Here is a 26,396-nt window from a genome sequence, read left to right on the forward strand (position 1 = left end):
CCAATAGGGCCGACCCCCGGTTCGCACCCCCTCACCCGGACGGGCGCATGCCGCAGGGCCCGCCTTCGCGTTGGGCAGACCGCCCGCATCCGCGCTTTGAAGGGACGCCCCCATGACCCCCGTCCGCACCGCCCTGGTCCTCGCCGCCGCCGTCTGCGGCCTGCTGCTGGGCACCGCGGGGGCCGCCTCCGCGTGCGGTCCGCTGGACGTCGCCGCCGGGCTGGCCCCGGGCTTCGGCAACGCCTGCGTCAACCGCTGACCGGACGGCCCCGCCGGGGCCGCGCTCAGCGGGCCAGCGCGACCTGCTCGGCCTCGACCTGCTCCGCCTCGGCGCGCTGTCCGGGCAGCACCGCCCGTGCGCCGAGCGGCGGCAGCTCCACGTGCTCGCTGAGGCCGATCTTGCGGTGCAGCCTGCGCAGCGGCGCGGGCGCCCACCAGTTGAACTCGCCGGCCAGGCTCATCGCGGCCGGTACCAGCAGGCACCGCACCAGGGTGGCGTCCACCGCGACGGCCACCGCCAGGGCGATGCCCATCTGCTTGACCATGAGCATCTGCCCGGCGGCGAACCCGGCGAAGACGATCACCATCAGCAGCGCCGCCGAGGTGATGATCTTGCCGCTGCGCTGCAGTCCGAGCTGGACGGACCGGGTGCAGCCGTGCCCCTGGTCGTACAGCTCCTTGATCCGGGAGAGCAGGAAGACCTCGTAGTCCATCGAGAGGCCGAAGGCGAAGGCGAAGACCAGCACCGGGACGAAGGTCTCCAGCCCGCCCGAGGGGGTGAAGCCGAGCAGGCCGCTGAACCAGCCGTGCTGGAAGACCATGGTCAGCGCGCCGAGCGAGGCGCCCAGCGACAGCAGGTTCATCAGCAGCGCCTTGACCGGCATCACCACCGAACCGGTCATCAGGAACAGCAGCACCAGGGTGCCGAAGGCGACCAGGCCGAGCGCCCAGGGCCCGCGGGTGGCGACCTCGTGCTGGAAGTCGGCGACCGAGGCGGCGTCGCCGGTGACGTAGGTGGTGAGCCCGCCGCGGTGGTCCCGCAGCTCGCCGACGACCTTCTTGGCCTGGGCGCCCTGCGGGTCGCCCTTCACCAGCACGTCGACGGTGGTGAGGCCGTCACCGACCGGGGTGACCGCGCGGACGCCGGCGACGCCCGGCAGCCCGGCGACCACGTCGTCGGCGTACGCCTGGGCGGTCTTCCGGTCGCTCTTCACGACCACGGTGATCGGGGCGGCGGCCTGGTCGGGGAAGCGCTGCGCGACGGTGTCGGCGACCTGCCGGGAGGCGAAGGACTTGGGCAGCACGTCGGCGCCGGAGCTGCGCGGGTGGGCACCCAGGAAGGGTGCGCCGGCGGCGGTCAGCAGGGCCACGCAGATCAGCATCACCGGCAGCGCGCGCCTCTGGACGCGCCGCACCGTCCGCGAGAAGAAGCCCTCGTCGGGCACGGGCTCGGTCGGCGCCTTGATCCTCCGGCCGACGAAGCCCAGCAGTGCCGGGACGAGGGTGAGGGCGGCCGCGGCCGCGATCACCACGACGCTCACGCCGGCCACGCCGACCGCACGGAACACCGGGCTGGTGAAGACGAACAGGCCGGACAGGGCGACCGCGACGGTCAGGCCGGAAAAGGCGACGGTGCGCCCGGCGGTGGCCGCGGTGCGCTCCACGGCCTGCGCGACGGTGGCGCCGTGGCCGCGCTCCTCCCGGAAGCGGTTCACCATCAGCAGCGCGTAGTCGATGGACAGTCCGAGGCCGAGCACGGTGGCGATCGGCAGGACGCTGGTGTCGATGTCCATGATCCGGCTGAAACCGAACATGGCGAGCAGCGCGCCGCCGACCGAGGCGATCGCGCCGATGCCCGGCAGGCCGGCCGCGGCGAGACCGCCGAAGACCAGCACCATGACGATCAGGGTGAGCGGCAGGGTGACGATCTCGCCGAAGCGGGTGTCCTTCTCGGTCTGCGACTTGACCTCCTGCTCCAGCACGAGGTCCCCGCCGACGGTCACGTGGGTGCCGGCCGCGTCGACGGCGTCGAGGCGCTCGGTCACGGCGTCCAGCTGCGCGGGGGTCGAGGCGTCGGCCATCCGTACGGCGACCAGGCTCGCCCGGCCGTCCGCGGCGGCCATGCCGGGGGCGCCGGAGTACGCGTCGGCCACCGAGACCACACCGGGCAGGCGGGAGATCTCGGCGGTGGCGGCGGTGACCGCGGCCCGTACCTTCTCGTCGGCGACCGGTGCGCCGTCCACCACGGCGGTGACGGTGCCCTTGACCGGGTCGGCGGCCTGGACGGCGGCGGTGCCGCGGGCGGCCTCGGAGCCGCCGGAGCCGCCGCCGGCGACCGTCCCCTCGAAGACCCGCCCGCCGATCAGCACACCGGCCGCGAGGACGAACGCCCAGAAGGCGAGCACCCAGCGGCGGTGGCGGAAGCACGCCCGGCCGAGGGCTGCGAGTCGCCCGCCGACCCGGTGGTCGGCGGGCGCGGGCAGGACGGCGGGTGAAGGCGATGCGGCAGCGAGGGGATTGCGCATGAAGGAGCCTTTCGGGCAGTTCCCCTCAATGTAGGCGCAAAGTCCGATTCGTCCTATAGACGGACGATGAGCCTCATCTCACAATTCCCGTGACGTAAACGACACATAAGAAATACCGGACAACAAAGACGGAACCCCCGCCCGGTCGACACCGGGCGGGGGTTCCGCCTACTACTGCTCAGCCCTCAGGCTGCGCGCACTGCGATCAGCTCTGGCCGCCGGCCAGCTTCTCGCGGAGCGCGGCGAGCGCCTCGTCCGAAGCGAGAGCGCCGGAGCCCTCGTCGCTGCTGGAGGAGTACGAGCCGCCACCGGAGACCGGGGCCTCCTCGCCGGCCTCGGCGGCAGCGGCGGCGTCGGCCTCACGGCTCTTGATGACCTGGGCCTGGTGCTGCTCGAAGCGGGCCTGGGCCTCGGCGTACTGCCGCTCCCACTCCTCGCGCTGCTTCTCGAAGCCGGGCAGCCAGTCGTTCGCCTCGGGGTCGAAGCCCTCCGGGTAGATGTAGTTGCCCTGGTCGTCGTAGGACGCGGCCATGCCGTACAGGGTCGGGTCGAACTCGACCGACGCCGGGTCGGCACCGAGGGACTCGTTGGCCTGCTTCAGCGAGAGGCTGATGCGACGACGCTCGAGGTCGATGTCGATGACCTTGACGAAGATCTCGTCGCCGACCTGGACGACCTGCTCCGGGATCTCGACGTGGCGCTCGGCCAGCTCGGAGATGTGGACCAGGCCCTCGATGCCCTCGTCCACGCGGACGAACGCACCGAACGGAACCAGCTTGGTGACCTTGCCGGGGACGACCTGGCCGATCTGGTGGGTCCGGGCGAACTGCTGCCACGGGTCCTCCTGGGTCGCCTTCAGCGACAGGGAGACACGCTCGCGGTCCATGTCCACGTCGAGGACCTCGACGGTGACCTCCTGGCCGACCTCGACGACCTCGGACGGGTGGTCGATGTGCTTCCAGGACAGCTCGGAGACGTGCACCAGGCCGTCGACGCCACCCAGGTCCACGAAGGCACCGAAGTTGACGATCGAGGAGACGACGCCGGAGCGCACCTGGCCCTTCTGGAGGGTGGTGAGGAAGGTCTGGCGGACCTCGCTCTGGGTCTGCTCCAGCCAGGCACGGCGGGACAGGACCACGTTGTTGCGGTTCTTGTCCAGCTCGATGATCTTGGCCTCGAGCTCCTTGCCGACGTACGGCTGGAGGTCGCGGACACGGCGCATCTCGACCAGCGAGGCCGGGAGGAAGCCGCGGAGGCCGATGTCGAGGATGAGACCACCCTTGACGACCTCGATGACGGTACCGGTGACGATGCCGTCCTCTTCCTTGATCTTCTCGATCGTGCCCCAGGCGCGCTCGTACTGGGCGCGCTTCTTGGACAGGATGAGACGACCCTCCTTGTCCTCCTTCTGGAGGACCAGGGCCTCGATGTTGTCGCCCACGGAGACAACCTCGTGGGGGTCGACGTCGTGCTTGATCGAGAGCTCGCGGGACGGGATGACACCCTCGGTCTTGTAACCGATGTCGAGGAGCACCTCGTCACGGTCGACCTTCACGATGACGCCCTCAACGATGTCGCCGTCGTTGAAGTACTTGATGGTCTCGTCGATCGCCGCGAGGAACGCGTCCGCGTCGCCGATGTCGTTGACCGCAACCTGCGGGGTGGTGCTGACAGAGGTGTCGGTGGGGCTCGTCATTAGGAAAAGGGCTCCGGTACGGACATGAAGTCGTAGGTAATGCCACGCGGAGGGCCCGTATCGCTCCCACCGAAAGCCGGACAGCCAAGAACACGGCGCACCGACCCCCATGAGAAATCCTGAAGGACAGGTGTCCGTCTTGCAGACCGTGGGGTCTTCGACAGATGCGAGCGCGACCTGCTCCGTCCGAGGCGCGCAGGCCCGCAGCGCAACTTGTAGCATACGGGGACAGCCTGGCACGGTCAACGCGAAGGGCGTCGAGACCGGTGGAGGCCGGGATGGATCAGGCCATATCCTCCAACAGCGCGCCAGAACGGCGGCTGTCGCAGGGGGACGTCCCCGGATGCCACCACCCCGACCCGGTCCCGTACGGAGCCGGTTCACGGCAGCGGCGCTTCCGCAACCGACACCCTACGCGACGGGCCCAGCATCGTGACCAGCACCCCCGACCACCCCGCCGACGACGACCGCGGCCACCGCGAGCACGGCGGCCACGGCGAGGAGGACGACGCCGTCCGGCGCACGGCCGACCCCGGCGAGTCCAGCCGGGCCAGCCGCCACTGGTGGGACCGCAACGCCGACGAGTACCAGGACGAGCACGGCGCCTTCCTCGGCGACGACCGCTTCACCTGGTGCCCCGAGGGCCTCGACGAGTCCGACGCCCGGCTGCTCGGCGACCCGGCCGCGCTGAAGGGCCTCGACGTGCTGGAGATCGGCGCCGGCGCCGCCCAGTGCTCCCGCTGGCTCGCCGCCCGCGGCGCCCGCCCGGTCGCCCTCGACATCTCCTTCCGCCAGCTGCAGCACTCCCGGCGGATCGACCTCGTCCGCGGCGGCGACCCGGTCGCCGTCGTCCAGGCCGACGCCGCGGTGCTGCCGTTCGCCGACGGCTCCTTCGACCTCGCCTGCTCCGCCTACGGGGCGGTGCCCTTCTCCGCCGACACCGCCGCACTGATGCGCGAGGTCCACCGGGTGCTGCGGCCCGGCGCCCGCTGGGTCTTCTCGGTGACCCACCCGATCCGCTGGGCCTTCCCCGACGAGCCCGGCGTCGAGGGCCTCACCGCCACCGCCTCCTACTTCGACCGCACCCCCTACGTCGAGCAGGACGAGCAGGGCCGCGCCACCTACGTCGAGCACCACCGCACCCTCGGCGACCGGGTCCGCGAGCTCACCGCCGCCGGCTTCCGGCTGCTCGACCTCGTCGAGCCGGAGTGGCCCGAGGGCCACGACCAGGAGTGGGGCGGCTGGTCGCCGCTGCGCGGCCGGCTGATCCCCGGCACCGCGATCTTCGTCGCGCAGCGGGGCTGACCGCCGGTGCGCCCCGCAGGCCTCGAACTGCCCGTCCGCACCGCCGTTCCCCCGCTGCAGCGCGCCCTCGCCGAGCACGGCGCCGCGGTGCTCGCCGCACCGCCCGGCTCCGGCAAGACCACCCTCGTCCCGCTGGCCCTCGCCGGACTCGCCGACGGCCTGCCCGGGCCCGCCCGCCGCGTCCTGGTCGCCGAACCCCGCCGGCTCGCCGTGCGCGCCGCGGCCCGCCGGATGGCCTGGCTGCTCGGCGGCGCCGTCGGAGAGCAGGTCGGCCTCACCGTCCGCGGCGAGCGGCGGGTCGGGCCGCGGACGGTGGTCGAGGTGGTCACCACCGGCGTCCTGCTGCAGCGGCTGCAGCGCGACCCGGAGCTGCCGGGCGTCGACGCGGTCGTCCTCGACGAGTGCCACGAACGGCACCTGGACGCCGACACCGCGCTCGCCTTCCTGCTCGACGTCCGGGCGGCGCTGCGGCCGGAGCTGCAGCTGGTCTGCGCCTCCGCGACCTCCGACACCGCGGCCTGGGCGGAGCTGCTCGGCGGCGCGCCGGTGGTCGAGGCGCACGGGCTGTCCCACCCCGTCGAGGTGGCGTGGGCTCCCCCGCCGCGCGCCGTCCGGCCGCCGCACGGCACCCGGACGGATCCGCTGCTGCTCGACCACGTCGCGGCCACCGTCCGCCGGGCGCTCGCCGAACGCGAGGGCGACGTGCTCTGCTTCCTGCCCGGCGTCGGCGAGATCGCCCGGGTCGCCGGGCTGCTCGGCACCGGCGTCGAGGTGCTGCAGCTGCACGGGCAGGCGCCCCAGGCCGTCCAGGACGCGGCGCTCGCCCCGGGCGCCCGGCGGCGCGTGGTGCTCGCCACCTCCGTGGCCGAGTCCTCGCTGACGGTGCCCGGCGTGCGCACCGTCGTCGACTCGGGGCTCGCCCGGGAGCCTCGCACCGACCACGCCCGCGGTCTCGGCGGGCTGGTCACCGTCCGGGTCTCGCTGGCCGCCGCCAGGCAGCGCGCCGGCCGGGCCGGCCGCGAGGCCCCCGGCACCGTCTACCGCTGCTGGGCCGAGGTCGAGGACGCCCGCGCGCAGCCCTTCCCGACCCCGGAGATCGCCCTCGCCGACCTGACCGGGTTCGCCCTGCAGGCCTCCTGCTGGGGCGACCCGGACGCCCGCGGCCTCGCCCTGCCCGACCCGCCGCCGGCCGGCGCCATGGCCGCCGCCCGGGACACCCTGCGGGCGCTCGGCGCCGTGGACGCCGACGGGCGGGCCACCGACCGCGGCCGCCGGATCGCCCGCACCGGCCTGCACCCCCGGCTCGCCCGGGCCCTCCTGGACGGCACCGGCCTGGTGGGCGCCCGCCGCGCCGCGGAGCTCGTCGCCCTGCTCTCCGAGGAGCCGCCGCGCGCCCTCGGAGACGACCTGCTCGCCGTCTGGCGGAGCGTCCGCGGCGCCGACGACCCGTACGCGCGCCGCTGGCGGGACGAGACCCGGCGGCTGCGGCAGGACGGCTCCGGGCCCGGCGGGGAGGGTGCCGTGTCCGACGAGGTCGCGGCCGGACTGGTCGTCGCGCTCGCCCACCCGGAGCGGATCGCCCGTGCCCGCGGCGGCGACCGCGGCTACCTGATGGCCTCCGGCACCGCCGCCGAGCTCGGCCCCGGCTCCCTGCTCTCCGGCGCCGGCTGGCTCGCGGTCGCGGTGGCCGACCGGCCGGCCGGCTCTCCCTCGGCCCGGGTGCGGCGGGCCGTCGCGCTCGACGAGGCCACCGCCCGGCGGGCCGGCGCCGCCCTGGTCACCGAACGCGAGGAGGTGCACTGGTCCGCCCGCGAGGGCGACGTCACCGCCCGGCGGGTCGCCCGGCTCGGCGCGGTGGAGCTCACCGCGGCACCGCTCACCGACCCGGACCCGGTGCCGGTGCGGGCCGCCCTGCTGGACGGGCTCGCCCGGGAGGGCGTCCTCGCCCTGCTGTCCTGGCCGCCGGCCGCGGACGGACTGCGGGAGCGGCTGGCCTTCCTGCACCGCGTGCTCGGCGACCCGTGGCCGGACGTCTCCGAGCAGGCCCTGCTGGAACGGGCCGCCGACTGGCTGGAGCCGGAGCTCTCCCGGGCCCGGCGGCGGGCCGACCTCGGCCGGATCGACACCGCCGCCGCCCTGCAGCGGCTGCTCCCCTGGGCGGGCGGCGAGGCCGGGCGGCTGGACGAGCTGGCGCCCGAGCGGATCGCCGTCCCGAGCGGGTCGAGGATCCGGGTGGACTACTCCGGGGAACGGCCCGTCCTCGCCGTGAAGCTCCAGGAGCTGTTCGGCTGGCAGGCGGCGCCGGCGCTGGCCGGCGGGCGCGTCCCGCTCACCGTTCACCTGCTCTCCCCCGCCGGCCGCCCGGCCGCGGTCACCGGCGACCTCGCCTCCTTCTGGCGGGACGGCTACCGGGCCGTCCGCGCCGACCTCCGCGGCCGCTACCCCCGCCACCCCTGGCCGGAGGACCCCACCACCGCCGAGCCCACCCGGCGGGCCAACCCGCGCAAGTGACCCCTCACGGGGTGCGGGGCAGCGGGGTGCCGGTCTTCACCGGGTCACAGGTCATGATCTCGCCGGCGGGGTCGGTGGCGCAGGCGCCGTTGCGGGTGGTGCTGCCGCCGTCGTTCTGCGGGTCGTCGGTGCGGGGGCCGGTCCGCCACCGGGGCGTCGCGGTCGCCCGGCGGGTGGGCGGGACCGCCTCGGTCGCCCGGGCCCGGGTCGCCTCCGGCGATGCGGCGCGGGCGGGGTCCGCGGACGGGGACGCCGTCGGAGTCGGCGGCGCCGGGACGGCCGCGCCCGGCAACGGAACGGCCGTGCCCGGCGACGGGGTCGGCGGGGCGGTGACGGTCGGCACCGGCCGGGCCGCCGGCGGGTGCTCCGACCCGCCGGACAGCGCCCAGGCGCTGCCACCGACCGCCAGCAGCGCCACGCCCGCGCCGGCGCCGATCAATGCCCGGCGCCGGCCGCTCCGCACGGCTCTCCCGTCCTCGTCCGTCCGGTGCGGCGAGAGTGCGCGCCGGGCGTCGCGACGGGGCGCAGGTCGCCTGACGCGGCACTAGACCGACCGGGCGCCGTCAGGCGGTGCCCGCGGCCGGGGCGGGCTCCCACGGGCGGAACCACGGGTCGGGCCACTGCTCGGCCGCCGCCAGCAGCGGGAAGAGGGTGGCCCCGTCGAGGGTCTCGCGGATGATGTCGGCGTGCCCGCCGTGCCGGGCGGTCTCCTCGATGAGGTGCAGCAGGACCCACCGCACCGACCAGGCGTCGACGTCGGCGGGGAACCACGGCAGGCCCTTGGGGACGGGCACCGGGCGGCCGAGGTCGGGGAGGCCGGCGACGGTCGCGTCCGTCTCGGCGGCGGCCTGCGCGTAGTCGGCGAGCACGCCCGCGAGCGTCTCGCCGGGCCCGAGGACGAAGTCGGAGGAGTCGTCCTCGTCGGCCGCCCGCTCGGGGCCGCGGCGGCGCTGCAGCACGAGGTCCATCCAGCCGCGCTCGCAGCGGGCGGCGTGCTTGATCAGTCCGGCGATGCTGAGTTCGCTGGCGGACGGTGCCGACGTGGCCTGCTCGTCGGTGAGGCCGTGCGCGGTGACGCGCAGGCACTGGCGCTGCTGGTCGAGGTAGGCGAGCAGCGCGTGGCGCTCGTCGGTGACGGGCGGGACGTGTCCGGGCATGCGAGGGGTGCCTCTCGGGTGGGTCGGATCGGCCGCGGAGCGGCGCGCTCGCCCGCTGGGACGACCCTCCCGCTCCGGGGCGGAGCAGGTCAAGGCGGTTCGCAAAGAATTTCGGAAACTTGCAGCAAGAAATTGCAGCCCTGTCCGACCCGCGATCGGCCCCGGACCCGGCCTCGGACAGCACGGTGCCGCGGCCCCGCCGGTGACGGCAGGACCGCGGCACGGGCACCGGCTCAGTGCGCGGCGGCCTCCCAGTTCGCACCGGAGCCGACCGAGACGTCGAGCGGGGCGCGCAGCGGGTAGGCGCCGGCCATCTGCTCACGGACGAGCGCCTCGACCTGCTCGCGCTCGCCCGGGGCGACCTCCAGCACGATTTCGTCGTGCACCTGGAGGAGCATCCGGGAGCCGAGGCCGGCCTCGGTGAGGGCCCGGTCGACGTTCAGCATGGCGATCTTGACGATGTCGGCGGCGGATCCCTGGATCGGCGCGTTGAGGGCCATCCGCTCGGCCATCTCGCGGCGCTGCCGGTTGTCGCTGGTGAGGTCGGGCAGGTAGCGGCGGCGGCCGAGCAGGGTCTCGGTGTAGCCGACCGCGCGGGCCTGCTCGACGACGTTGTACAGGTAGTCGCGGACGCCGCCGAACCGCTGGAAGTAGGTGTCCATCAGGCCCTGGGCCTCGGCGGGCTTGATGCCGAGCTGCTGGGAGAGGCCGTACGCGGAGAGGCCGTACGCGAGGCCGTAGGACATCGCCTTGATCTTGCGGCGCATCTCGGCGTCGACGGCGTCCCGGGCGACCTCGAACACCTGGGAGGCGACGGTGGTGTGCAGGTCCTCGCCGCTGAGGAAGGCCTCGACCAGGGCCTCGTCCTCGGAGAGGTGGGCCATGATGCGCAGCTCGATCTGCGAGTAGTCGGCGGTGAGCAGCGACTCGTAGCCCTCGCCGACGACGAAGGCCCGGCGGATCGCGCGGCCCTCCTCGGTGCGGACGGGGATGTTCTGCAGGTTCGGGTCCTGCGAGGAGAGCCGGCCGGTGGCGGCGACCATCTGGTTGAAGGTGGTGTGGATGCGGCCCTGCGGGGAGACCGTCTTGAGCAGGCCCTCGACGGTGGTGCGCAGCTTGGCCTGGTCGCGGTGGCGCAGCAGGATCACCGGGAGCTCGTTGGTGGTCTGGGTGGCCAGCCAGGTGAGCGCGTCGGCGTCGGTGGTGTAACCGGTCTTGATCTTCTTGGTCTTGGGCAGGCCGAGCTCGCCGAAGAGGATCTCCTGGAGCTGCTTGGGCGAGCCCAGGTTGAAGGGGTGCCCGGCGGCGGCGTGCGCCTCGTCGACGCAGCGCTGGATCTCGGCGGCGAACTGGGACTCCAGGCCGGTGAGCCAGTCCCGGTCGGCGGCGATGCCGTAGCGCTCCATCCGGGCGAGCAGCTCGGCGATCGGCAGCTCCATGTCGTGGAACAGCCCGGCGGCGCCGACCTCGGCGAGCCGGCCGTCGAACAGCTCGGCGAGGTCGAGGATCGCGCGGGCCTGGACCATGAGGACGCGGGCGGCGGCGCCGGAGTCCTCCTCCGGGGCGTCGAAGGAGAGCTGGCCGGTCTCGGCCGCGGCGGCCGGGGCGAGCGAGCGGGCGAGGTACTCCTCGGCGAGGACGTCGAGGGTGAAGGTGCGCCGGCCGGGCTTCTCCAGGTAGGCGGCGAGGGCGGTGTCGGCGGTGACGCCGCCGATCCGCCAGCCCTGCTCGGCGAAGGCCCGCATGACGTGCTTGGCGATGTGCAGGGCCTTGGGGTGGTCCGGGTCGGCGAGCCAGGCGGTGAAGGCCTGGTCGTCGGCCTGGTCGAGGGCGGCCGGGTCGAACCAGGCGGCGGCGTCGCCGGCGGCGAGGGCGACCTCCTGGACGCGGCCGGTGCCGAGCGCCCAGGTGTAGACGGCGGCGATCGCGGTGCGGCCCTTGCCGTGCTCGGCGAGCCAGGCGGTGAGGGCGCCCGGCCCGGTCAGCACGTCGCCGTCGACCTCGGGGCCGGCGACGGTCTCGGGGGTCTCCGTCTCGGCGGCGCCGGCCGGGTCCATGGCGTAGACCCGCTCGCGGAAGTTCGGGTTGCGGAACTCCAGCGACTCCATGATCTGGCCGACGGCCGGCTTGTCGAAGGGCCGGCGGGCGAGGTCGGCGACGCCGAGCGGCAGGTGGACGTCGCGCACCAGCTCGGTGAGGATGCGGTTGCGCTTGACCGAGTCGAGGTGCTCGCGGAGCTTCTCGCCGATCTTGCCCTTGACCTCGTCGGCACGGGCGACCAGCTCGTCGAAGGAGCCGAACTGGTTGACCCACTTCGCCGCGGTCTTCTCGCCGACGCCGGGGATGCCGGGCAGGTTGTCGGACGGGTCGCCGCGCAGCGCCGCGAGGTCGGGGTACTGGGCGGGGGTGACGCCGTACTTCTCGGCGACCTTCTCGGGGGTGTAGCGGGTGAGCTCGGAGACGCCCTTGGTCGGGTAGAGCACGGTGACGTGCTCGCCGACGAGCTGCAGGGAGTCCCGGTCGCCGGTGACGATCTGGACCTCGAAGCCGTCGGCGGCGGCGGCCGTGGCCAGGGTGGCGATGATGTCGTCGGCCTCGAAGCCCTCGGCGGTGATCCGCGGGACGTGCATGGCGTCGAGCAGCTCGCCGATCAGGCCGACCTGGCTGCGGAACTCGTCCGGGGTGGCCGAGCGGTTGGCCTTGTAGTCGGGGAACTCGACGGAGCGGAAGGTCTGCCGGGAGAGGTCGAAGGCGACCGCGAGGTGGGTGGGCCGCTCGTCGCGCACCGTGTTGGCCAGCATCGAGGCGAAGCCGTACACGGCGTTGGTCGGCTGCCCGGTGGTGGTGTTGAAGTTCTCCACGGGGAGCGCGTAGAAGGCCCGGTAGGCCATCGAATGCCCGTCGAGCAGCATCAGCCGGCGCCGCCCGCCGCCCGCCGCGCCCCCACCTGCGTCCGGCACAGCCTTGCCAGCACCCTGCACAGCCACGTCAACGTCCGTTCCTGCCGGTTCCTCTGCCACGCCCCGATCCTAGGGCGCGGCACCGACACGGTCCGCCACCGTGCCGGGCCGCGGCGGTGTCGGCCCTGGCCGCCCCGGGGGCCGAGGGCCGGTCGTACGATCACAGACAGCACGACGACGTGACCCCCACCGGCAGGAGCACCATGACCGACGCGGCCCCCGTAGTACTGAACGTGCCCCAGGACGTCCTCGACCACTTCGCGAAGCTCGGGGTCAGCCCGGAGACCTTCTCCGGCGGGCACCTGGGCGAGAAGCTCGGCATCCGGATCACCGAGGCCTCTCCGGACCGGGTGGTGGGCACGATGCCGGTCGAGGGCAACCAGCAGCCGTACGGGCTGCTGCACGGCGGCGCCTCGGCGGCGCTCGCCGAGACGATCGGGTCGATCGGCGCGATGCTGCACGCCGGGCCGGGCCGGTACGCGGTGGGCGTCGACCTCAACGCCACCCACCACCGGTCGGCGACCTCCGGCCTGGTGACGGGCGTGGCGACGGCCGTCTTCAAGGGCCGCACCGCCGCGACGTACGAGATCGCGGTCACCGACGACACCGGCAAGCGGATCACCAGCTGCCGGCTGACCTGCATGCTGCGCGACCTGTAGCACCGGCCCCCGCCGCGCGCCGTCCCGCCGCGCACCCGCCGTTCCCCGGCGGGTGCGCGGCGGTTGTGTTCCAGCTCCGTTTGGGCACGGCCGGTCGGGGGCAGACCCTCCCGGACGAGGGGGCACCAGCATGTCCGGCGCACGGCACGGCGGAGCCGCACCCGGCGGTCACGGACACCTCGGCCCGATCGAGCCGGCCGAGGGGACGGAGGCACCGCCGCCCCCGCCGCTGCCCTTGCACCACCTGCTGAGCGGACGTCAGAAGATCGTGCTGGCCGCGGTGTTCGCCGCCGTGGCCGTGGTGCTGACGCTGCGCCACCCCGGGCGCGACCCGACGCCCGCGCCGGCGGCCGAGGCGCCGCCGGTGCCCTCGGTCGTCTCCCACCTGCACTACGCCGGGCCGGTGTCGCCGCCGGCCGGGCCGGGGCAGGTCTTCGCCCTGCGGGTGTCGGCGGAGGCGGACCGGCCGTACGAGGTGGTGGCGGTTCGCCAGAGCTATCCCGGTTTGTCCGTCACGGTGACGGGCGGACTCCCTGTGACCGTCACGCCGGAGCGGCCGGTGCTGCTGACCGTGGAGTACCGGGTCACGGACTGCGCGGGGGCACCGCCGGACGCCGGCATGCCTTTCCTCGATGTAACGCTGCGTAACACGCGCGCAATCGAGACCGTGAGCCAGATCCTCGGCACTCAGTACGCCCGCGACCTGTCCCAAAGGCTGCATTCGGCGTGCCCGATTTCCGGTTACCGGACGCAGGTGTCCGCACACGCAGTGACGAACACTCATGTCCGATAGTCGAACACCGCCGGTAGCAGGCGTTTTCCTGTACGACACCGTTTCGGTGGGCGAGACGACACTTAGCAGCCCGCGCAGAACGGGGCGCGGATGACCAATATTCGAGATTTTCGAAGAGGTCCGCATAACAAGAGAATCACAGCATGTCCGCAGGTCTGCCGGAGCCTGCCGAAGCCGTTCTAGAGTCACGGCCAGTCACCGCGCCAACCGATCGGGCCAGGCCCCAGCGCGCGACCCGGCACCGCCACTCCGGCGCACTGCCTACCTGATCCAGAAGGGGAACTTCGTGCGTAACCGTTCTCTGCTTGTCGTGAGCATCGCAGTCGTCGGAGCTCTCACCGTGTCGGCCTGCGGTTCCCGCGGTGAGAAGTCGGGCGCCAGCGGCGACGCCGGCGGCACCACCGTCACCATCGGCGTCGACGCCCCGCTGACCGGTCCGCTGTCCGCCCTCGGCCTCGGCATCCAGCACTCCGTCGAGCTGGCCGCCAAGATCGCCAACGACAACAAGGAAGTTCCCGGCGTCACCTTCAAGGTGAAGGCCCTGGACGACAAGAAGTCGCCCCAGGAAGGCCAGCAGAACGCCACCGCCCTGGTCGCCGACAAGAGCGTCCTCGGCGTCGTCGGCCCGCTGAACTCCGGTGTCGCCCAGTCGATGCAGCAGGTCTTCGAGTCGGCGAGCCTGGTCGAGGTCTCCCCGGCCAACACCAACCCCGCCCTGACCCAGGGCGAGAAGTTCGAGACCGAGAAGAAGCGCACCTTCAAGACGTACTTCCGCACCGCGACCACGGACGCCATCCAGGGCCCGTTCGCCGCCCAGTACGCCTACACCGACCTCGGCAAGAAGACCGCCTACCTGATCGACGACAAGAAGACCTACGGCGTGGGTCTGGTCGGCGCCTTCCAGAAGGAGTTCACCAAGCTCGGCGGCACCATCAAGGGCCAGGACCACATCGACGAGAACAACCTCGACTTCTCGGCCGTGGTCACCAAGGCCAAGGCCGCCGGCGCCGACGTCATCTACTACGGCGGCGAGTACCCGCAGTCCGGCCCGCTGTCCGACCAGCTCAAGAAGGCCGGCGTCACCGCCCCCGTCTTCGGCGGCGACGGCATGTACGACCCCGAGTACATCAACAAGGCCAACAAGAACGCCAACGGCGACTTCGCAACCTCCGTCGGCGCCCCGGTCGAGTCCCTCGACTCCGCCAAGAAGTTCGTCGCCGACTACAAGGCGGCCGGCTACTCCGACCCGTACGCGGCCTACGGCGGCTACTCCTACGATGCCGCCTGGTCGATCGTCCAGGCCGTCAAGGCCGTCGTCGCCGACAACGGCGGCAAGGTGCCGTCCGACGCCCGCGCCAAGGTCGTCACCGCGATGAGCAAGGTCGGCTTCGACGGTGTCACCGGCAAGGTCGGCTTCGACGAGTACGGCGACGCCGTCAACAAGCAGCTCACCGTCTACACCGTCAAGGACGGCGCCTGGACGGTCGCCAAGTCCGGCACCTACGCCGGCTGACCCACCCCCGGTTGACCCACGGCCGACCCACACGGCCGCACCCGGAGCAGCACGCAACAGAACGAACCACCGGCGGGGGCGCTGAGAACCAGCGTCCCCGCCGTCCCACAACGGTTCGTCCCACCCCGCAAGCGAACCCCACCCCGAATCCACTCGGAGGCCCAGCGGTGCACGAACTGCCGCAGCAGCTGGCCAACGGCCTGATCCTCGGCTCCCTCTACGGGCTGATCGCGATCGGCTACACAATGGTCTACGGCATCGTCCAGCTCATCAACTTCGCCCACGGCGAGATCTTCATGACCGGTGGGTTCGGAGCCCTCACCACATACTTGGTCCTTCCCCCCGGCACCAGCCTCTGGCTCGCCCTGCCCCTGATGCTCCTGGGCGGCGTGCTGATCTCCGTGATCGTCGCCGTGGCCGCCGAGCGCTTCGCCTACCGCCCGCTGCGCGGCGCCCCGAAGCTCGCCCCGCTGATCACCGCGATCGGCCTCTCCCTCGCGCTCCAGCAGGTCGTCGAGCAGTTCTACCCCGGCGCCAAGTCCGGCCGCAGCTTCCCGCAGCTGCCCGGCGGCCCGTACCACATCGGCAGCGTCACCCTGCAGCCCGCCGACATCTTCCTGTTCGTCGCCGCCCCGCTCTGCATGGGCGCGCTCGCCGCCTTCGTCGGCAAGACCCGCACCGGCCGCGGCATGCAGGCCACCGCGCAGGACCCCGACACCGCGAAGCTGATGGGCATCAACACCGACCGCATCATCGTGATCGCGTTCGCGCTCGGTGCCGCCTTCGCCGCGGTCGCCGCCGTCGGCTGGGGCCTGCGCTACGGCCAGGTCTCCCCCACCATGGGCTTCCTCGCCGGCCTCAAGGCCTTCACCGCGGCCGTTCTCGGCGGCATCGGCAACATCTACGGCGCCATGCTCGGCGGCCTCGTCCTCGGTGTCGCGGAGGCCCTCGCCACCGCGTACATCCAGGAGATCCCCGGCATGCACCAGCTCGGCGGCGGCTCCTGGGCCAACGTCTGGGCCTTCGTCCTCCTGATCGTCGTCCTCCTCGTGCGGCCACAAGGCCTACTCGGTGAGCGCGTCGCGGACCGAGCCTGAGGAACGGAGCAGCCACCATGACCACCACCAAGAGCCCCGCCCTCCCGCTGCCGCTCCCGGCCGCCAAGGCGCTCGTCCTCGCCGGCGGCCTCGCCACCGCCGCCTCCACGTTCATCCACTGGACCTGGACCTCGGAGTTCCCCGGCGACCTCACCGTCGACGGCTACCCCGGCGGCCTGCAGATCCTCACCCTCGCGGCCGGCCTGCTGATCGCCCTCTTCTCGCTGCCGCTGTACGGCGTGAAGGGCACCCGCTGGCTCACCCCCGCCGGCCCCGAGGCACCGGTCCTCGTCCTCGGCGCGGCCGCCGCGGCCACCACCTGGTTCACCCTGATCGCGATCGCCACCGAGCTCGGCGGCCTCGCGAACCTGGAGCCCGGCGGCTGGATCGCCGGCGTGGCCTCCCTGCTCCCCCTGATCGGCGCCCTCGGCCTGCCGCAGACCCGCACCACCGTCGGACTCCCCTCCTCCGGCGGCGTGCTCGCCATCACCCGGCACTACCTGGGCGCCTTCACCCGCCTCGTCGGCCCGAACCCCGACCTGGCCCCCGCGAAGCCGCTCAACCGCTGGGTCGAGACGCTGATCATCATCGCGGTCGCCGGCCTCGGCCTGACCGTCTTCACCTACGGCATCGTCACCGAGTACGGCGAGCTGTTCATCGGCTTCCTGATCCTCACCGCCCTCGGCACCTGGGCCCTGATGCGCGCCGGCCTCGTCTCCCGGCTGACCGCGCTCACCGCCCGCCACCGCGGCACCACCACCGCCGCCGCCTTCGCCGCGGCCGCCGCGTTCCCCTTCACCCAGAGCGACGACCACTTCGCCTCGGTCGGCGTCAACATCCTGGTCTTCGCCACCGTCGCCCTCGGCCTGAACGTCGTCGTCGGCCTCGCCGGCCTCCTCGACCTCGGCTACGTCGCCTTCCTCGGCGTCGGCGCCTACGCCGCCGCCCTGGTCTCCGGCTCCACCAGCTCCCCCGTCGGCCTGCACCTGCCCTTCTGGGGCGCCGCCCTGGTCGGCATGGCCGCGGCCCTGGTCTTCGGCGTCGTCATCGGCGCCCCGACCCTGCGGCTGCGCGGCGACTACCTCGCCATCGTGACCCTCGGCTTCGGAGAGATCTTCCGCATCGCGGTCAACAGCCTCGACGGCGTCTCCGGCCCCAAGGTCACCAACGGCCCGAACGGCATCCGCAACATCCCCGACCTCGACATCCTCGGGTTCGACTTCGGCCAGGCGCACACCTTCGGTGCCTTCACCCTCGGACGCTTCGCCAACTACTTCCTGCTGATGCTGCTCGTCACCGCGTTCGTCGTGACGGTCTTCAGCCGGGCCAACGACTCCCGCATCGGCCGCGCCTGGGTCGCCATCCGCGAGGACGAGACCGCCGCGCAGGCCATGGGCATCAACGGCTTCAAGCTCAAGCTGCTCGCCTTCGCCCTCGGCGCCGCGCTCGCCGGCCTCGCCGGCACCGTCATGGCCCACGTCAGCTACAGCGTCGTCCCCGACCCCTACCAGTTCGCCGGCGCCGTCCCGCCCAACAGCGCCTTCCTGGTCGCGGCCGTCGTCCTCGGCGGCATGGGCACCATCGCCGGCCCGCTGCTCGGCGCCACCCTGCTCTACCTGATCCCGGAGAAGCTCGTCTTCCTGAAGGAGTACCAGCTCCTCGTCTTCGGCATCGCGCTCGTCCTCCTGATGCGCCTGCGGCCCGAGGGCCTCATCGCCAACCGCCGCGCCCAGCTCGAGTTCCACGACAAGGACACCGACGACGCGGCCCCGGCGGAGACCGACGACGCACCCGCCAGCACCGACCCCGGCAGCACCGCCGGCCTCACCACCGCAGGGGCGTGAGACACACCATGACCACCCAGACCGTCCCGGCCCCCCGCCCCGAGGGCACCGCGGCCACCACCCCCCTGCTCGAAGCCAGCGGCGTCGTCATGCGCTTCGGCGGCCTCACCGCCGTCAACAACGTCGACCTCACCGTCAACAAGGGCGAGATCGTCGGCCTGATCGGCCCCAACGGCGCCGGCAAGACCACCTTCTTCAACTGCCTCACCGGCCTGTACGTCCCGACCGAGGGCACCGTCCGGTACCAGGGCACCGTCCTGCCGCCCAAGCCCCACCTCGTCACCTCCGCCGGCATCGCCCGGACCTTCCAGAACATCCGGCTCTTCGCCAACATGACCGTCCTGGAGAACGTCCTCGTCGGCCGGCACACCCGCACCAAGGAGGGCCTGCTCTCCGCCCTGCTGCGCGGCCCCGGCTACAAGAAGGCCGAGGCGGAGGGCCGCGAGAAGGCCATGGAACTCCTGGAGTTCATCGGCCTCGACCACAAGGCCGACCACCTCTCGCGCAACCTCCCCTACGGCGAGCAGCGCAAGCTCGAGATCGCCCGCGCCATGGCCAGCGAGCCCGGCCTGCTGCTGCTCGACGAGCCCACCGCCGGCATGAACCCGCAGGAGACCCGCGCCGCCGAGGAGCTCGTCTTCGCGATCCGCGACAAGGGCATCTCCATCCTCGTCATCGAGCACGACATGCGGTTCATCTTCAACCTGTGCGACCGCACCGCCGTGCTCGTCCAGGGCCAGAAGATCGTCGAGGGCGACAAGGAGACCGTCCAGAACGACGAGCGCGTCATCACCGCCTACCTCGGTGCGCCCCTCGAGGGCGCCACCGACACGGCAGCAAGCACGGAGGCAGACCAGTGACAGCTCTTCTCGAGGTCGAGGACCTCCGCGTCTCCTACGGCAAGATCGAAGCCGTCAAGGGGATCAGCTTCTCCGTCAAGCAGGGCGAGGTCACCACGCTCATCGGCACCAACGGCGCCGGCAAGACCACCACCCTGCGCACCCTGTCCGGGCTGCTCAAGCCCACCCAGGGGAAGATCACCTTCGACGGGCAGGCGCTCTCCACCGTCCCCGCCCACAAGATCGTGTCGCTGGGCCTGGCCCACTCCCCCGAGGGGCGGCACATCTTCCCGCGCATGAGCATCGAGGAGAACCTCCTCCTCGGCGCCTTCCTGCGCAAGGACTCCGGCGGCATCACCGAGGACGTCGAGCGCGCCTACGCGCTCTTCCCGATCCTCGGCGAGCGCCGCAAGCAGGCCGCGGGCACCCTGTCCGGCGGCGAGCAGCAGATGCTCGCCATGGGCCGCGCCCTGATGTCCCGTCCCAAGCTGCTCATGCTGGACGAGCCCTCCATGGGCCTGTCCCCGCTGATGATGCAGAAGATCATGGCGACCATCGTCGAGCTCAAGGCCTCCGGCACCACCATCCTGCTCGTCGAGCAGAACGCGCAGGCCGCGCTCTCGCTCTCCGACCGGGGCTACGTGATGGAGACCGGCCGCATCGTGCTCACCGGCACCGGCGCGGACCTGCTCCACGACGAGTCCGTCCGCAAGGCCTACCTCGGCGAGGACTGACCCGGCACACGCAGCAGGAGGCCCGGCCGCATCGGCGGCCGGGCCTCCTGGCGTTCCCGGTGCGTCCCGGGCGGGGCCGCGTCAGCCCCGTCAGCCCTCGTCGGCCTTCTTGCGGTCCTGCGCCTCGCCCTCCTCGATCACGGCCTGCGCCACGGCGGCCATGGTCATCCGGCGGTCCATCGAGGTCTTCTGGATCCAGCGGAACGCGGCCGGCTCGGTCAGCCCGAACTTCGTCTGCAGCACGCTCTTCGCCCGGTCCACCAGCTTGCGGGTCTCCAGCCGCTGCGAGAGGTCGGCGATCTCCTCCTCCAGCGTGCGCATCTCGGTGTAGCGCGAGACCGCCATCTCGATCGCCGGCACCAGGTCGCTCTTGCTGAACGGCTTCACGATGTACGCCATCGCACCGGCGTCCCGGGCGCGGTCGACGAGCTCGCGCTGCGAGAACGCCGTCAGCATCAGCACCGGGGCGAGGTGCTGCTCGTGGATCCGCTCGGCCGCCGACAGACCGTCCAGGACGGGCATCTTCACGTCCAGGATCACCAGGTCCGGCTTCAGCTCCTCGACCAGCTTCACCGCCGTCTCGCCGTCCCCGGCCTCACCGACGACGGTGTATCCCTCCTCCTCCAGCATCTCCTTGAGGTCCAGGCGGATCAGCGCCTCGTCCTCGGCGATGACGATGCGGGTGATCTGGGGCGACTCGATCTCAAGCGGCTGGGGCTGCTCGTCGGCGGTGCTCACGGGGCTCCTTGTTCCGGCGGGGTGCTGCATGCACGAGCCTACCTAGCTGCGGCATCAGACGCGCACAGGGTATCCTGCTCACGCCCAGCCGAGCCGGGTTGGTGGAACGGCATACACGGATGTCTCAAACACATCTGCCCGAGAGGGCTTGCGGGTTCGAATCCCGCACCCGGCACCTTCGTTCGCTTGCGATTCACAGGCGTTACCGCCGATACGGCATTTTCACCATCACGGGTGAGTTCGTCCCCGTCCGCTCCGCACCCGGACCTCGCGGCCGCATCGTGGATGCATGAGCGAACCCACGGTGAGGGAACAGGCCCTCGGGCTGCTGCGCGCGGGCGTGCCCAACGCGGAGGTGGCCCGCCGGCTCGGGGTGCCGCCCGGCACCGTCGCCTGGTGGAAGCACCGGGAGAACGCCCGCCGCGGCGAACTGCCCGGCCGCAAGCGGTCGACCTGCCCGCACTGCCACGGCGACCCGCTGGACACCGCCGCCTACTGCCACCTGCTCGGGCTCTACCTCGGCGACGGCCACATCCTCCACCCTCCGCGGCAGCGGGCACCACACCTCACCATCACCTGCGACGACCGGTGGCCTGGCGTCATGGACTCCGTGGAGCGGGCGATGCGGCGGGTGCTGCCCAACAACTCCCCGTGCCGGGTGCGACGCGAGGGCTGCCACGACGTCAAGGTGTACTCCACCCACCTGGTCTGCCACTTCCCCCAGCACGGCCCGGGCCGCAAGCACGAGCGCCGGATCGTCCTGGAGCCCTGGCAGCAGGCGGCGGTGGACGCCCACCCGTGGGAGCTGCTGCGCGGGTTGCTGCACTCCGACGGCTGCCGGATCACCAACTGGGCCACCCGCACGGTGGGCGGCACCGTCCGCCGCCACGAGTACCCGCGGTGGTTCTTCACCAACACCTCCGCCGACATCCGGCGCATCTTCACCGACACCCTCGACGCCGTCGGCGTCGAGTGGCGGGCCTCGGTGCCGCGCCCCCGGGGCCAGGTGAACGTCTCGGTGGCGCGGCGTGCCTCGGTGGCGCTGGTGGACGCGCACGTCGGCCCGAAGTGGTGACCCCCGGATGCGGGCGGGTCAGCCGACGGGGCCGGCGGCCGTGACTCCGGTGACGTGGAAGACCGCGGTGGCGGGGGTGCCGTTGCGGTCGGGGTCGGTGACGGTGAGGGTGTAGTCGCCGTCGGCGGCGCCGCTGAAGACGAACCAGGCGGCCTGGTTCTGACGGGTGGGCCGGTCCGGGTAGATGGCCTCGATGGGGGCGCTGCTGGGGCCGACCTCCTGGCCGCCGGGCAGGCGCAGGCGCAGGCTGTCGCCGCTGACGGCCATGCCGGCGGGGCCGACGGTGCCGGTCATGTCGAAGGTGAGGTAGAGGGCGCGCTCACCGAGCTTGAGCGGGGCGTTGGCGGTGTCGGCGCGCAGTTGGGCGCTCTTGAGGGTGAGGGCGAGGCGGCCGCCGGTGACGGTGTGGGCGGCGGGGAGGGCGAGGTCGACGGGCTTGAGGTCGGCGGCGGGTCGGCCGCCGTTGCCGAGCGGGAGGACCGCCTGGTTCTGGCCGGGGTCGCCGAGCACGAGGGAGGCTCCGTCGAGGGTGAAGCCGGCGGGGGTGGTGAAGGTGATCGGGAGGGTGTTGCTCGCGCCGGGGGTGGGCGGCACGGCGGTGCCGTGGTCACCGGCGAGGGGGGTGCCGTTGACGTCGACGGAGATGGTGGGCCAGTCGTTGACGGGGGTGGTGCGGAAGGTGTTGGTGACGGTGGTGGTGAGGACGAGCTTGCCGCCGGTGGTGTCGGTGGCGGGCGTGGTGGCGGCGGTCTTGACGTCGAAGCGCAGGCCGCCCGAGTAGAGGGTGCGGCCGACGGTGGTGGTGCCGGCGGCGCCGGCCGCGGTGTGACCGGCGGCGGTCGCACCGGTCGTGCCGGTCACGGTGGCGGTGGCCTTGGCGGGTGGTGCAGCGGGGCTGTCGGTGCCGTCGGGCGTGCACGCGGTGGCGAGGCCGACGGCGAGGAGGACGGTGGCGGTGGCGAGGGCGTTGGCTCTTGCCGTGCGGGTTCTCGCGGTGCGGGGTCTGGCGCTGCTGCTCATGGTCGGTGCTCCCCTTCGGGCGGCCCTGCTGCCGGGCCGGTCGGGGGGAACGTACCCGCGGCGGGCGGGCGGGAGGCGGGCTGTCACCGGATGGGGACGGTTCCGGTGCGCCGTCGGGGTGTTCGCAGCGCCGGTGTGACGGTGCGGCCCCCGCCGGGGCGGGGGCCGCGGGTGAACGGGCCGCCTCAGTTGTCGAGTTCGCCGACGTGGTGGACGCGGACGAGGTTGGTGGATCCGGCGAGGCCGGGGGGCGAGCCGGCGGTGATGACGACGATGTCGCCCTTCTTGCAGCGGCCGAGGCCGATGAGTTGGGCGTCGACCTGGGCGACCATCTCGTCGGTGGTGGGGACGAACGGGCCGAGGAAGGTCTCCACGCCCCAGGTGAGGGCGAGTTGGCTGCGGACGGCGGGTTCGTAGGTGAAGGCGAGGACGGGGATGGGCGAGCGGTAGCGGGTGAGGCGGCGGGCGGTGTCGCCGCTCTGGGTGAAGGCGATGAGGTACTTGGCGTGCAGGAAGTCGCCGATCTCGGCGGCGGCGCGGGCGACGGCGCCGCCCTGGGTGCGGGGCTTGTTGCGGTCGGTGAGCGGGGGGAGGCCTGCGGCGAGGACGTCCTCCTCGGCGGCCTCGATGATGCGGCCCATGGTGCGGACGGTCTCGACGGGGTACTTCCCGACGGAGGTCTCGCCGGAGAGCATGACGGCGTCGGTGCCGTCGAGGACGGCGTTGGCGACGTCGGAGGCCTCGGCGCGGGTGGGCCGGGAGGCGTGGATCATCGAGTCGAGCATCTGGGTGGCGACGATGACCGGCTTGGCGTTCCGCTTGGCGAGCTTGATGGCACGCTTCTGGACGACGGGCACCTGCTCCAGGGGCATTTCGACGCCGAGGTCGCCGCGGGCGACCATGATGCCGTCGAAGGCGTCGACGATGGCGTCCAGGGCGGCGACGGCCTGCGGCTTCTCGATCTTGGCGATGACGGGGAGCCGGCGGCCCTCCTCGTCCATGACGCGGTGGACGTCCTCGACGTCGCGGCCGCTGCGGACGAAGGAGAGGGCGACGACGTCGGCCCCGAGGCGGAGTGCCCAGCGCAGGTCGTCGACGTCCTTGTCGCTCAGCGCGGGCACGGAGACGGAGATGCCGGGGAGGTTGAGGCCCTTGTGGTCGGAGACGAGGCCGCCCTCCAGCACGGTGGTGCGGATGCGGGGGCCGTCCACGGCGGTGACCTGGAGGCAGACCCGGCCGTCGTCGACGAGGACGTGCTCGCCGGGGAGGACGTCCTCGGCGAGGCCGGCGTAGGTGGTGCTGCAGAGGTCGCGGGTGCCGGGGACGTCCTCGACGGTGATGGTGAACTCGTCGCCGCGTTCAAGAAGTACGGGACCTTCGGCGAAGGTGCCGAGCCGGATCTTCGGGCCTTGGAGATCGACGAGGATGCCGACGCTGCGGCCGCTCTCGTCGGCGGCCTTGCGGACCCGGTGGTAGCGCTCCTCGTGTTCGAGCCGGGAGCCGTGGCTGAGGTTGAACCGGGCGATGTCCATGCCGGCCTCGACCAGGGCCTTGATCTGGTCGTACGAGTCGGCGGCGGGCCCGAGTGTGCAGACGATTTTTGCTCGGCGCATGCCTGTAGAGCGTAGGGATTACCGGGGCGTAACAACGGTGTTCCGGCGGGCTGCCTTGCGGCTGTTGCAGAAAGTTTTGATTAACAAACTGACACAACGTGAGCTTTGGCGCTGTGAGATCGAATTGACGTCCGAAGCGGTCGTCGCCGACCTGCGGGAACGCGGCGGGCGGCGGGGGCCGGCGGCCCGGAGGGTGAGCCGGGCGGCGGCGGGTTGACGGTGTGTCGGTCCGGTGGCGGACCGGTCGCGGCCATGTCGAGGTCACCGACATCTCACCTGTCCGCAACGTCGGGGGGCTGTCGCGGCGGGCGTTTTGGCGGCAGACTTCTACGCGCGTTTCTCTACGCGCGTCATCACCGGTCGGCAGCACCGCGGCCGACCGTCCGTCACCGCCCCACGCTGGAGTCCTCCATGCCCCTGAACCGCCGTGAGTTCGTCTCGCGCTCGGCCGCCACCGCGGCCGGTGCCGCCCTGGCCGGCGGCCTGCCGGTCGTCGCGGCCGCCCCGGCCGCCGCGGCCCAGGGCGCGGACGCCCGCAAGGCCCCGCAGAAGCAGAGCTTCACCGTGATGGGCACCACCGACCTGCACGGCCGGGTGCTCAACTGGGACTACTTCACCGACGCCGAGTACGACGACAAGGCGCACAACGACGTCGGCCTCGCCAAGATCTCCACCCTGGTGAAGCAGGTCCGCGAGGAGAAGGGCTGCCACCGCACCCTGCTGATCGACTCCGGCGACACCATCCAGGGCACCCAGCTCGCCTACTACTACGCCCGCATCGAGCCGATCACCGCCAAGCGCCCGCCGCGCCACCCGATGGCCGCCGCGATGAACGCCATCGGCTACGACGCCGCCGCCCTCGGCAACCACGAGTTCAACTACGGCATCCCGCTGCTGCGCGCCTACGAGGAGCAGCTGGACTTCCCGCTGCTCGGCGCCAACGCGCTGTACGCCAAGAACGAGCGGCCCGCCTTCGAGCCGTACGTCATCAAGGAGATGCACCTCGGGCACGGCCGTCCGCTGCGGGTCGGCATCCTCGGCCTGACCAACCCGGGCATCGCGATCTGGGACAAGGCCAACGTCTCCGGCAAGATGGTCTTCCCGGGGATCGTCGAGGCGGCGAAGAAGTACGTGCCGCGGATGCGCGCGGCCGGCGCGGACGTCGTGGTGGTCTCCTCGCACTCGGGTGCGGACGGCGCCACCTCGTACGGCGACCAACTGCCCTGGGGCGAGAACGTGTCGGCGCAGCTCGCCGAGGAGGTGCCGGGCGTCGACGCGGTGCTGGTCGGCCACGCGCACAAGGAGATCCCGCAGCGGCTGGTGGTGAACAAGCAGACCGGCAGGAACGTGGTGCTGTCCGAGCCGCTGTGCTGGGGCCAGCGGCTGACCTGCTTCGACTTCGAGGTGGAGTTCTCGCACGGCTCCTGGCAGGTCACCTCGGTCAGCTCGCGGGTGCTGAACTCCAACACCGTGCCGGAGGACCCGGCGATCGTGAAGCTGATCGCGGGCCAGCACAAGAAGGTGGTGGCGTACGTCAACCAGGTCATCGGCACCTGCAAGACCGAACTGTCCATCGCCGAGGCGCCGTTCAAGGACGTGCCGATCATCGACCTGATCGGCCGGGTGCAGGCCGACACGGTGAAGGCGGCGCTGGCGTCGACCGAGTACGCGAACCTGCCGGTGCTGGCGCAGGCGGCGCCGTTCAACCGCACCGCGGTCATCCCGGCGGGCGACGTGCGGCTGCGCGACGCGGCGGGGCTGTACATCTACGAGAACACCCTGGAGGCGCGCATCCTGACCGGTGCGCAGATCAAGGACTACCTGGAGTTCTCGGCGCGGTACTTCGCGCAGCTGGCGCCCGGGGCGCCGGTGGACCTGGGCACGCTGACCAACGCCGGTTCCACCCCGGACTACAACTACGACTCGGTGTACGGCGTCTCGTACGACATCGACGTGGCGCAGCCGGTGGGTTCGCGGATCGTCGGCCTGTCGTTCAACGGTGCGCCGATCGACCCGGCCGCGCAGTTCGTGCTGGCGGTGAACAACTACCGTGCGGGCGGCGGCGGCAACTTCCCGCACGTGGCGGCGGCGAAGCAGGTCTGGTCGAACTCGGACGAGATCCGCAACACCATGATCGCCTGGGTGAAGGCCAAGGGCGTCATCGACCCGGCGGACTTCGGCGCGGTGTCCTGGCGTCTGGTCCGCGCGGGCGTGCCGCTGTTCTAGGGCTTGTGTGATGTTGTGATCAGTTGGGCGGTCGTACGAGGTCGTCTATCCAGATCATCGAGGCGCGAAGATGGAGGCCGGCGAGGTAGCT

The 26,396-nt window shown here is 72.4% G+C and carries 20 protein-coding genes and 1 tRNA gene; 13 read left to right on the plus strand and 8 right to left on the minus strand.

Annotated elements, in window-relative coordinates; genetic code table 11:
• Positions 1 to 112: 112 nt before the first annotated feature.
• Positions 113 to 259: a hypothetical protein gene (locus AB0O09_RS05910; RefSeq protein WP_159400795.1), complete on the plus strand. Its 147-nt coding sequence runs from the start codon at positions 113 to 115 to the stop codon at positions 257 to 259.
• A gap of 25 nt (positions 260 to 284) precedes the next feature.
• Here the strand turns inward: AB0O09_RS05910 and AB0O09_RS05915 are convergent, their stop codons facing one another.
• Together AB0O09_RS05915 and rpsA are read right to left on the minus strand one after the other, a co-directional pair.
• Positions 285 to 2,525: an MMPL family transporter gene (locus tag AB0O09_RS05915; RefSeq protein WP_363540389.1), complete on the minus strand. Its 2,241-nt coding sequence runs from the start codon at positions 2,523 to 2,525 to the stop codon at positions 285 to 287.
• 205 nt (positions 2,526 to 2,730) lie between these two features.
• The gene (gene rpsA, locus AB0O09_RS05920) at positions 2,731 to 4,221 is read right to left on the minus strand and encodes a 30S ribosomal protein S1 (RefSeq protein WP_095876832.1); all 1,491 of its coding nucleotides are present in this window, start codon (positions 4,219 to 4,221) and stop codon (positions 2,731 to 2,733) included.
• Between the two features lie 432 nt (positions 4,222 to 4,653).
• Here rpsA and AB0O09_RS05925 point away from each other — a divergent pair, with 432 nt between their 5' ends.
• Positions 4,654 to 5,526 carry a class I SAM-dependent methyltransferase gene (locus AB0O09_RS05925; RefSeq protein WP_363540390.1) on the plus strand — a complete coding sequence of 291 codons (873 nt, stop codon included), beginning with the start codon at positions 4,654 to 4,656 and terminating at the stop codon, positions 5,524 to 5,526.
• Between the two features lie 6 nt (positions 5,527 to 5,532).
• Entirely contained in the window at positions 5,533 to 8,037 is a 2,505-nt protein-coding gene (gene hrpB, locus AB0O09_RS05930) for an ATP-dependent helicase HrpB (protein WP_363540391.1), read from the plus strand.
• A gap of 4 nt (positions 8,038 to 8,041) precedes the next feature.
• On the opposite strand, the gene AB0O09_RS05935 is transcribed toward hrpB, so the two are convergent.
• The 3 genes from AB0O09_RS05935 to polA all read right to left on the minus strand — a co-directional run bounded on the left by AB0O09_RS05935 (position 8,042) and on the right by polA (position 12,106).
• Entirely contained in the window at positions 8,042 to 8,500 is a 459-nt protein-coding gene (locus tag AB0O09_RS05935; protein ID WP_363540392.1) for a hypothetical protein, read from the minus strand.
• Positions 8,501 to 8,600: 100 nt separating this feature from the next.
• Positions 8,601 to 9,194: a DinB family protein gene (locus AB0O09_RS05940; protein ID WP_363540393.1), complete on the minus strand. Its 594-nt coding sequence runs from the start codon at positions 9,192 to 9,194 to the stop codon at positions 8,601 to 8,603.
• A gap of 233 nt (positions 9,195 to 9,427) precedes the next feature.
• Positions 9,428 to 12,106, minus strand: a complete 2,679-nt coding sequence (gene polA, locus AB0O09_RS05945) for a DNA polymerase I (RefSeq protein ID WP_363540421.1) — start codon at positions 12,104 to 12,106, stop codon at positions 9,428 to 9,430.
• A 251-nt stretch (positions 12,107 to 12,357) separates the two neighbouring features.
• Between polA and AB0O09_RS05950 the strand changes: the two genes are divergently transcribed.
• The 7 genes from AB0O09_RS05950 to AB0O09_RS05980 all read left to right on the plus strand — a co-directional run bounded on the left by AB0O09_RS05950 (position 12,358) and on the right by AB0O09_RS05980 (position 19,633).
• Positions 12,358 to 12,813, plus strand: a complete 456-nt coding sequence (locus tag AB0O09_RS05950) for a hotdog fold thioesterase (protein ID WP_344624025.1) — start codon at positions 12,358 to 12,360, stop codon at positions 12,811 to 12,813.
• Between the two features lie 130 nt (positions 12,814 to 12,943).
• Positions 12,944 to 13,606, plus strand: a complete 663-nt coding sequence (locus AB0O09_RS05955; RefSeq protein ID WP_363540394.1) for a Tat pathway signal sequence domain protein — start codon at positions 12,944 to 12,946, stop codon at positions 13,604 to 13,606.
• A 286-nt stretch (positions 13,607 to 13,892) separates the two neighbouring features.
• On the plus strand, positions 13,893 to 15,119 hold the full coding sequence (locus tag AB0O09_RS05960; protein ID WP_363540395.1) for a branched-chain amino acid ABC transporter substrate-binding protein: 1,227 nt from the start codon (positions 13,893 to 13,895) through the stop codon (positions 15,117 to 15,119).
• A 167-nt stretch (positions 15,120 to 15,286) separates the two neighbouring features.
• Positions 15,287 to 16,216, plus strand: a complete 930-nt coding sequence (locus tag AB0O09_RS05965; protein ID WP_030262518.1) for a branched-chain amino acid ABC transporter permease — start codon at positions 15,287 to 15,289, stop codon at positions 16,214 to 16,216.
• Positions 16,217 to 16,233: 17 nt separating this feature from the next.
• The gene (locus AB0O09_RS05970) at positions 16,234 to 18,060 is read left to right on the plus strand and encodes a branched-chain amino acid ABC transporter permease (protein ID WP_363540396.1); all 1,827 of its coding nucleotides are present in this window, start codon (positions 16,234 to 16,236) and stop codon (positions 18,058 to 18,060) included.
• A gap of 8 nt (positions 18,061 to 18,068) precedes the next feature.
• Entirely contained in the window at positions 18,069 to 18,920 is an 852-nt protein-coding gene (locus tag AB0O09_RS05975; RefSeq protein ID WP_363540397.1) for an ABC transporter ATP-binding protein, read from the plus strand.
• Positions 18,917 to 19,633: an ABC transporter ATP-binding protein gene (locus AB0O09_RS05980; protein ID WP_363540398.1), complete on the plus strand. Its 717-nt coding sequence runs from the start codon at positions 18,917 to 18,919 to the stop codon at positions 19,631 to 19,633. Before AB0O09_RS05975 ends, AB0O09_RS05980 begins: the two co-directional genes overlap by 4 nt.
• Before the next feature lie 90 nt (positions 19,634 to 19,723).
• Here AB0O09_RS05980 and AB0O09_RS05985 read toward each other — a convergent pair whose 3' ends face one another.
• Positions 19,724 to 20,371 carry a response regulator gene (locus AB0O09_RS05985; RefSeq protein ID WP_363540399.1) on the minus strand — a complete coding sequence of 216 codons (648 nt, stop codon included), beginning with the start codon at positions 20,369 to 20,371 and terminating at the stop codon, positions 19,724 to 19,726.
• 92 nt (positions 20,372 to 20,463) lie between these two features.
• On the opposite strand from AB0O09_RS05985, the gene AB0O09_RS05990 reads away from it, so the two are divergent.
• Positions 20,464 to 20,546, plus strand: a tRNA-Leu gene (locus AB0O09_RS05990).
• A gap of 114 nt (positions 20,547 to 20,660) precedes the next feature.
• Complete coding sequence (locus AB0O09_RS05995; RefSeq protein ID WP_363540400.1) at positions 20,661 to 21,446, plus strand: helix-turn-helix domain-containing protein; 786 nt, start codon at positions 20,661 to 20,663, stop codon at positions 21,444 to 21,446.
• An 18-nt stretch (positions 21,447 to 21,464) separates the two neighbouring features.
• On the opposite strand, the gene AB0O09_RS06000 is transcribed toward AB0O09_RS05995, so the two are convergent.
• Positions 21,465 to 22,466 carry a hypothetical protein gene (locus AB0O09_RS06000; RefSeq protein ID WP_363540401.1) on the minus strand — a complete coding sequence of 334 codons (1,002 nt, stop codon included), beginning with the start codon at positions 22,464 to 22,466 and terminating at the stop codon, positions 21,465 to 21,467.
• Between the two features lie 185 nt (positions 22,467 to 22,651).
• Positions 22,652 to 24,079: a pyruvate kinase gene (gene pyk / locus AB0O09_RS06005; protein ID WP_363540402.1), complete on the minus strand. Its 1,428-nt coding sequence runs from the start codon at positions 24,077 to 24,079 to the stop codon at positions 22,652 to 22,654.
• A gap of 411 nt (positions 24,080 to 24,490) precedes the next feature.
• On the opposite strand from pyk, the gene AB0O09_RS06010 reads away from it, so the two are divergent.
• Complete coding sequence (locus AB0O09_RS06010; protein WP_363540403.1) at positions 24,491 to 26,305, plus strand: 5'-nucleotidase C-terminal domain-containing protein; 1,815 nt, start codon at positions 24,491 to 24,493, stop codon at positions 26,303 to 26,305.
• The last annotated feature ends 91 nt before the right edge of the window (positions 26,306 to 26,396 follow it).

This window comes from Kitasatospora sp. NPDC093679, from assembly GCF_040683455.1.
Lineage (GTDB): Bacteria > Actinomycetota > Actinomycetes > Streptomycetales > Streptomycetaceae > Kitasatospora > Kitasatospora arboriphila.

Excerpts from the sequence above, each read along its gene's own strand:
- AB0O09_RS05970 (WP_363540396.1), top strand. The coding sequence starts at position 16,234 with ATGACCACCACCAAGAGCCCCGCCCTCCCGCTGCCGCTCCCGGCCGCC.
- AB0O09_RS05940 (WP_363540393.1), bottom strand. The coding sequence starts at position 9,194 with ATGCCCGGACACGTCCCGCCCGTCACCGACGAGCGCCACGCGCTGCTC.
- AB0O09_RS06000 (WP_363540401.1), bottom strand. The coding sequence starts at position 22,466 with ATGAGCAGCAGCGCCAGACCCCGCACCGCGAGAACCCGCACGGCAAGA.
- rpsA (WP_095876832.1), bottom strand. The coding sequence starts at position 4,221 with ATGACGAGCCCCACCGACACCTCTGTCAGCACCACCCCGCAGGTTGCG.
- pyk (WP_363540402.1), bottom strand. The coding sequence starts at position 24,079 with ATGCGCCGAGCAAAAATCGTCTGCACACTCGGGCCCGCCGCCGACTCG.
- AB0O09_RS05950 (WP_344624025.1), top strand. The coding sequence starts at position 12,358 with ATGACCGACGCGGCCCCCGTAGTACTGAACGTGCCCCAGGACGTCCTC.
- AB0O09_RS05995 (WP_363540400.1), top strand. The coding sequence starts at position 20,661 with ATGAGCGAACCCACGGTGAGGGAACAGGCCCTCGGGCTGCTGCGCGCG.
- AB0O09_RS05910 (WP_159400795.1), top strand. The coding sequence starts at position 113 with ATGACCCCCGTCCGCACCGCCCTGGTCCTCGCCGCCGCCGTCTGCGGC.
- AB0O09_RS05915 (WP_363540389.1), bottom strand. The coding sequence starts at position 2,525 with ATGCGCAATCCCCTCGCTGCCGCATCGCCTTCACCCGCCGTCCTGCCC.
- AB0O09_RS05975 (WP_363540397.1), top strand. The coding sequence starts at position 18,069 with ATGACCACCCAGACCGTCCCGGCCCCCCGCCCCGAGGGCACCGCGGCC.
- AB0O09_RS06010 (WP_363540403.1), top strand. The coding sequence starts at position 24,491 with ATGCCCCTGAACCGCCGTGAGTTCGTCTCGCGCTCGGCCGCCACCGCG.
- polA (WP_363540421.1), bottom strand. The coding sequence starts at position 12,106 with ATGCTGCTCGACGGGCATTCGATGGCCTACCGGGCCTTCTACGCGCTC.
- AB0O09_RS05955 (WP_363540394.1), top strand. The coding sequence starts at position 12,944 with ATGTCCGGCGCACGGCACGGCGGAGCCGCACCCGGCGGTCACGGACAC.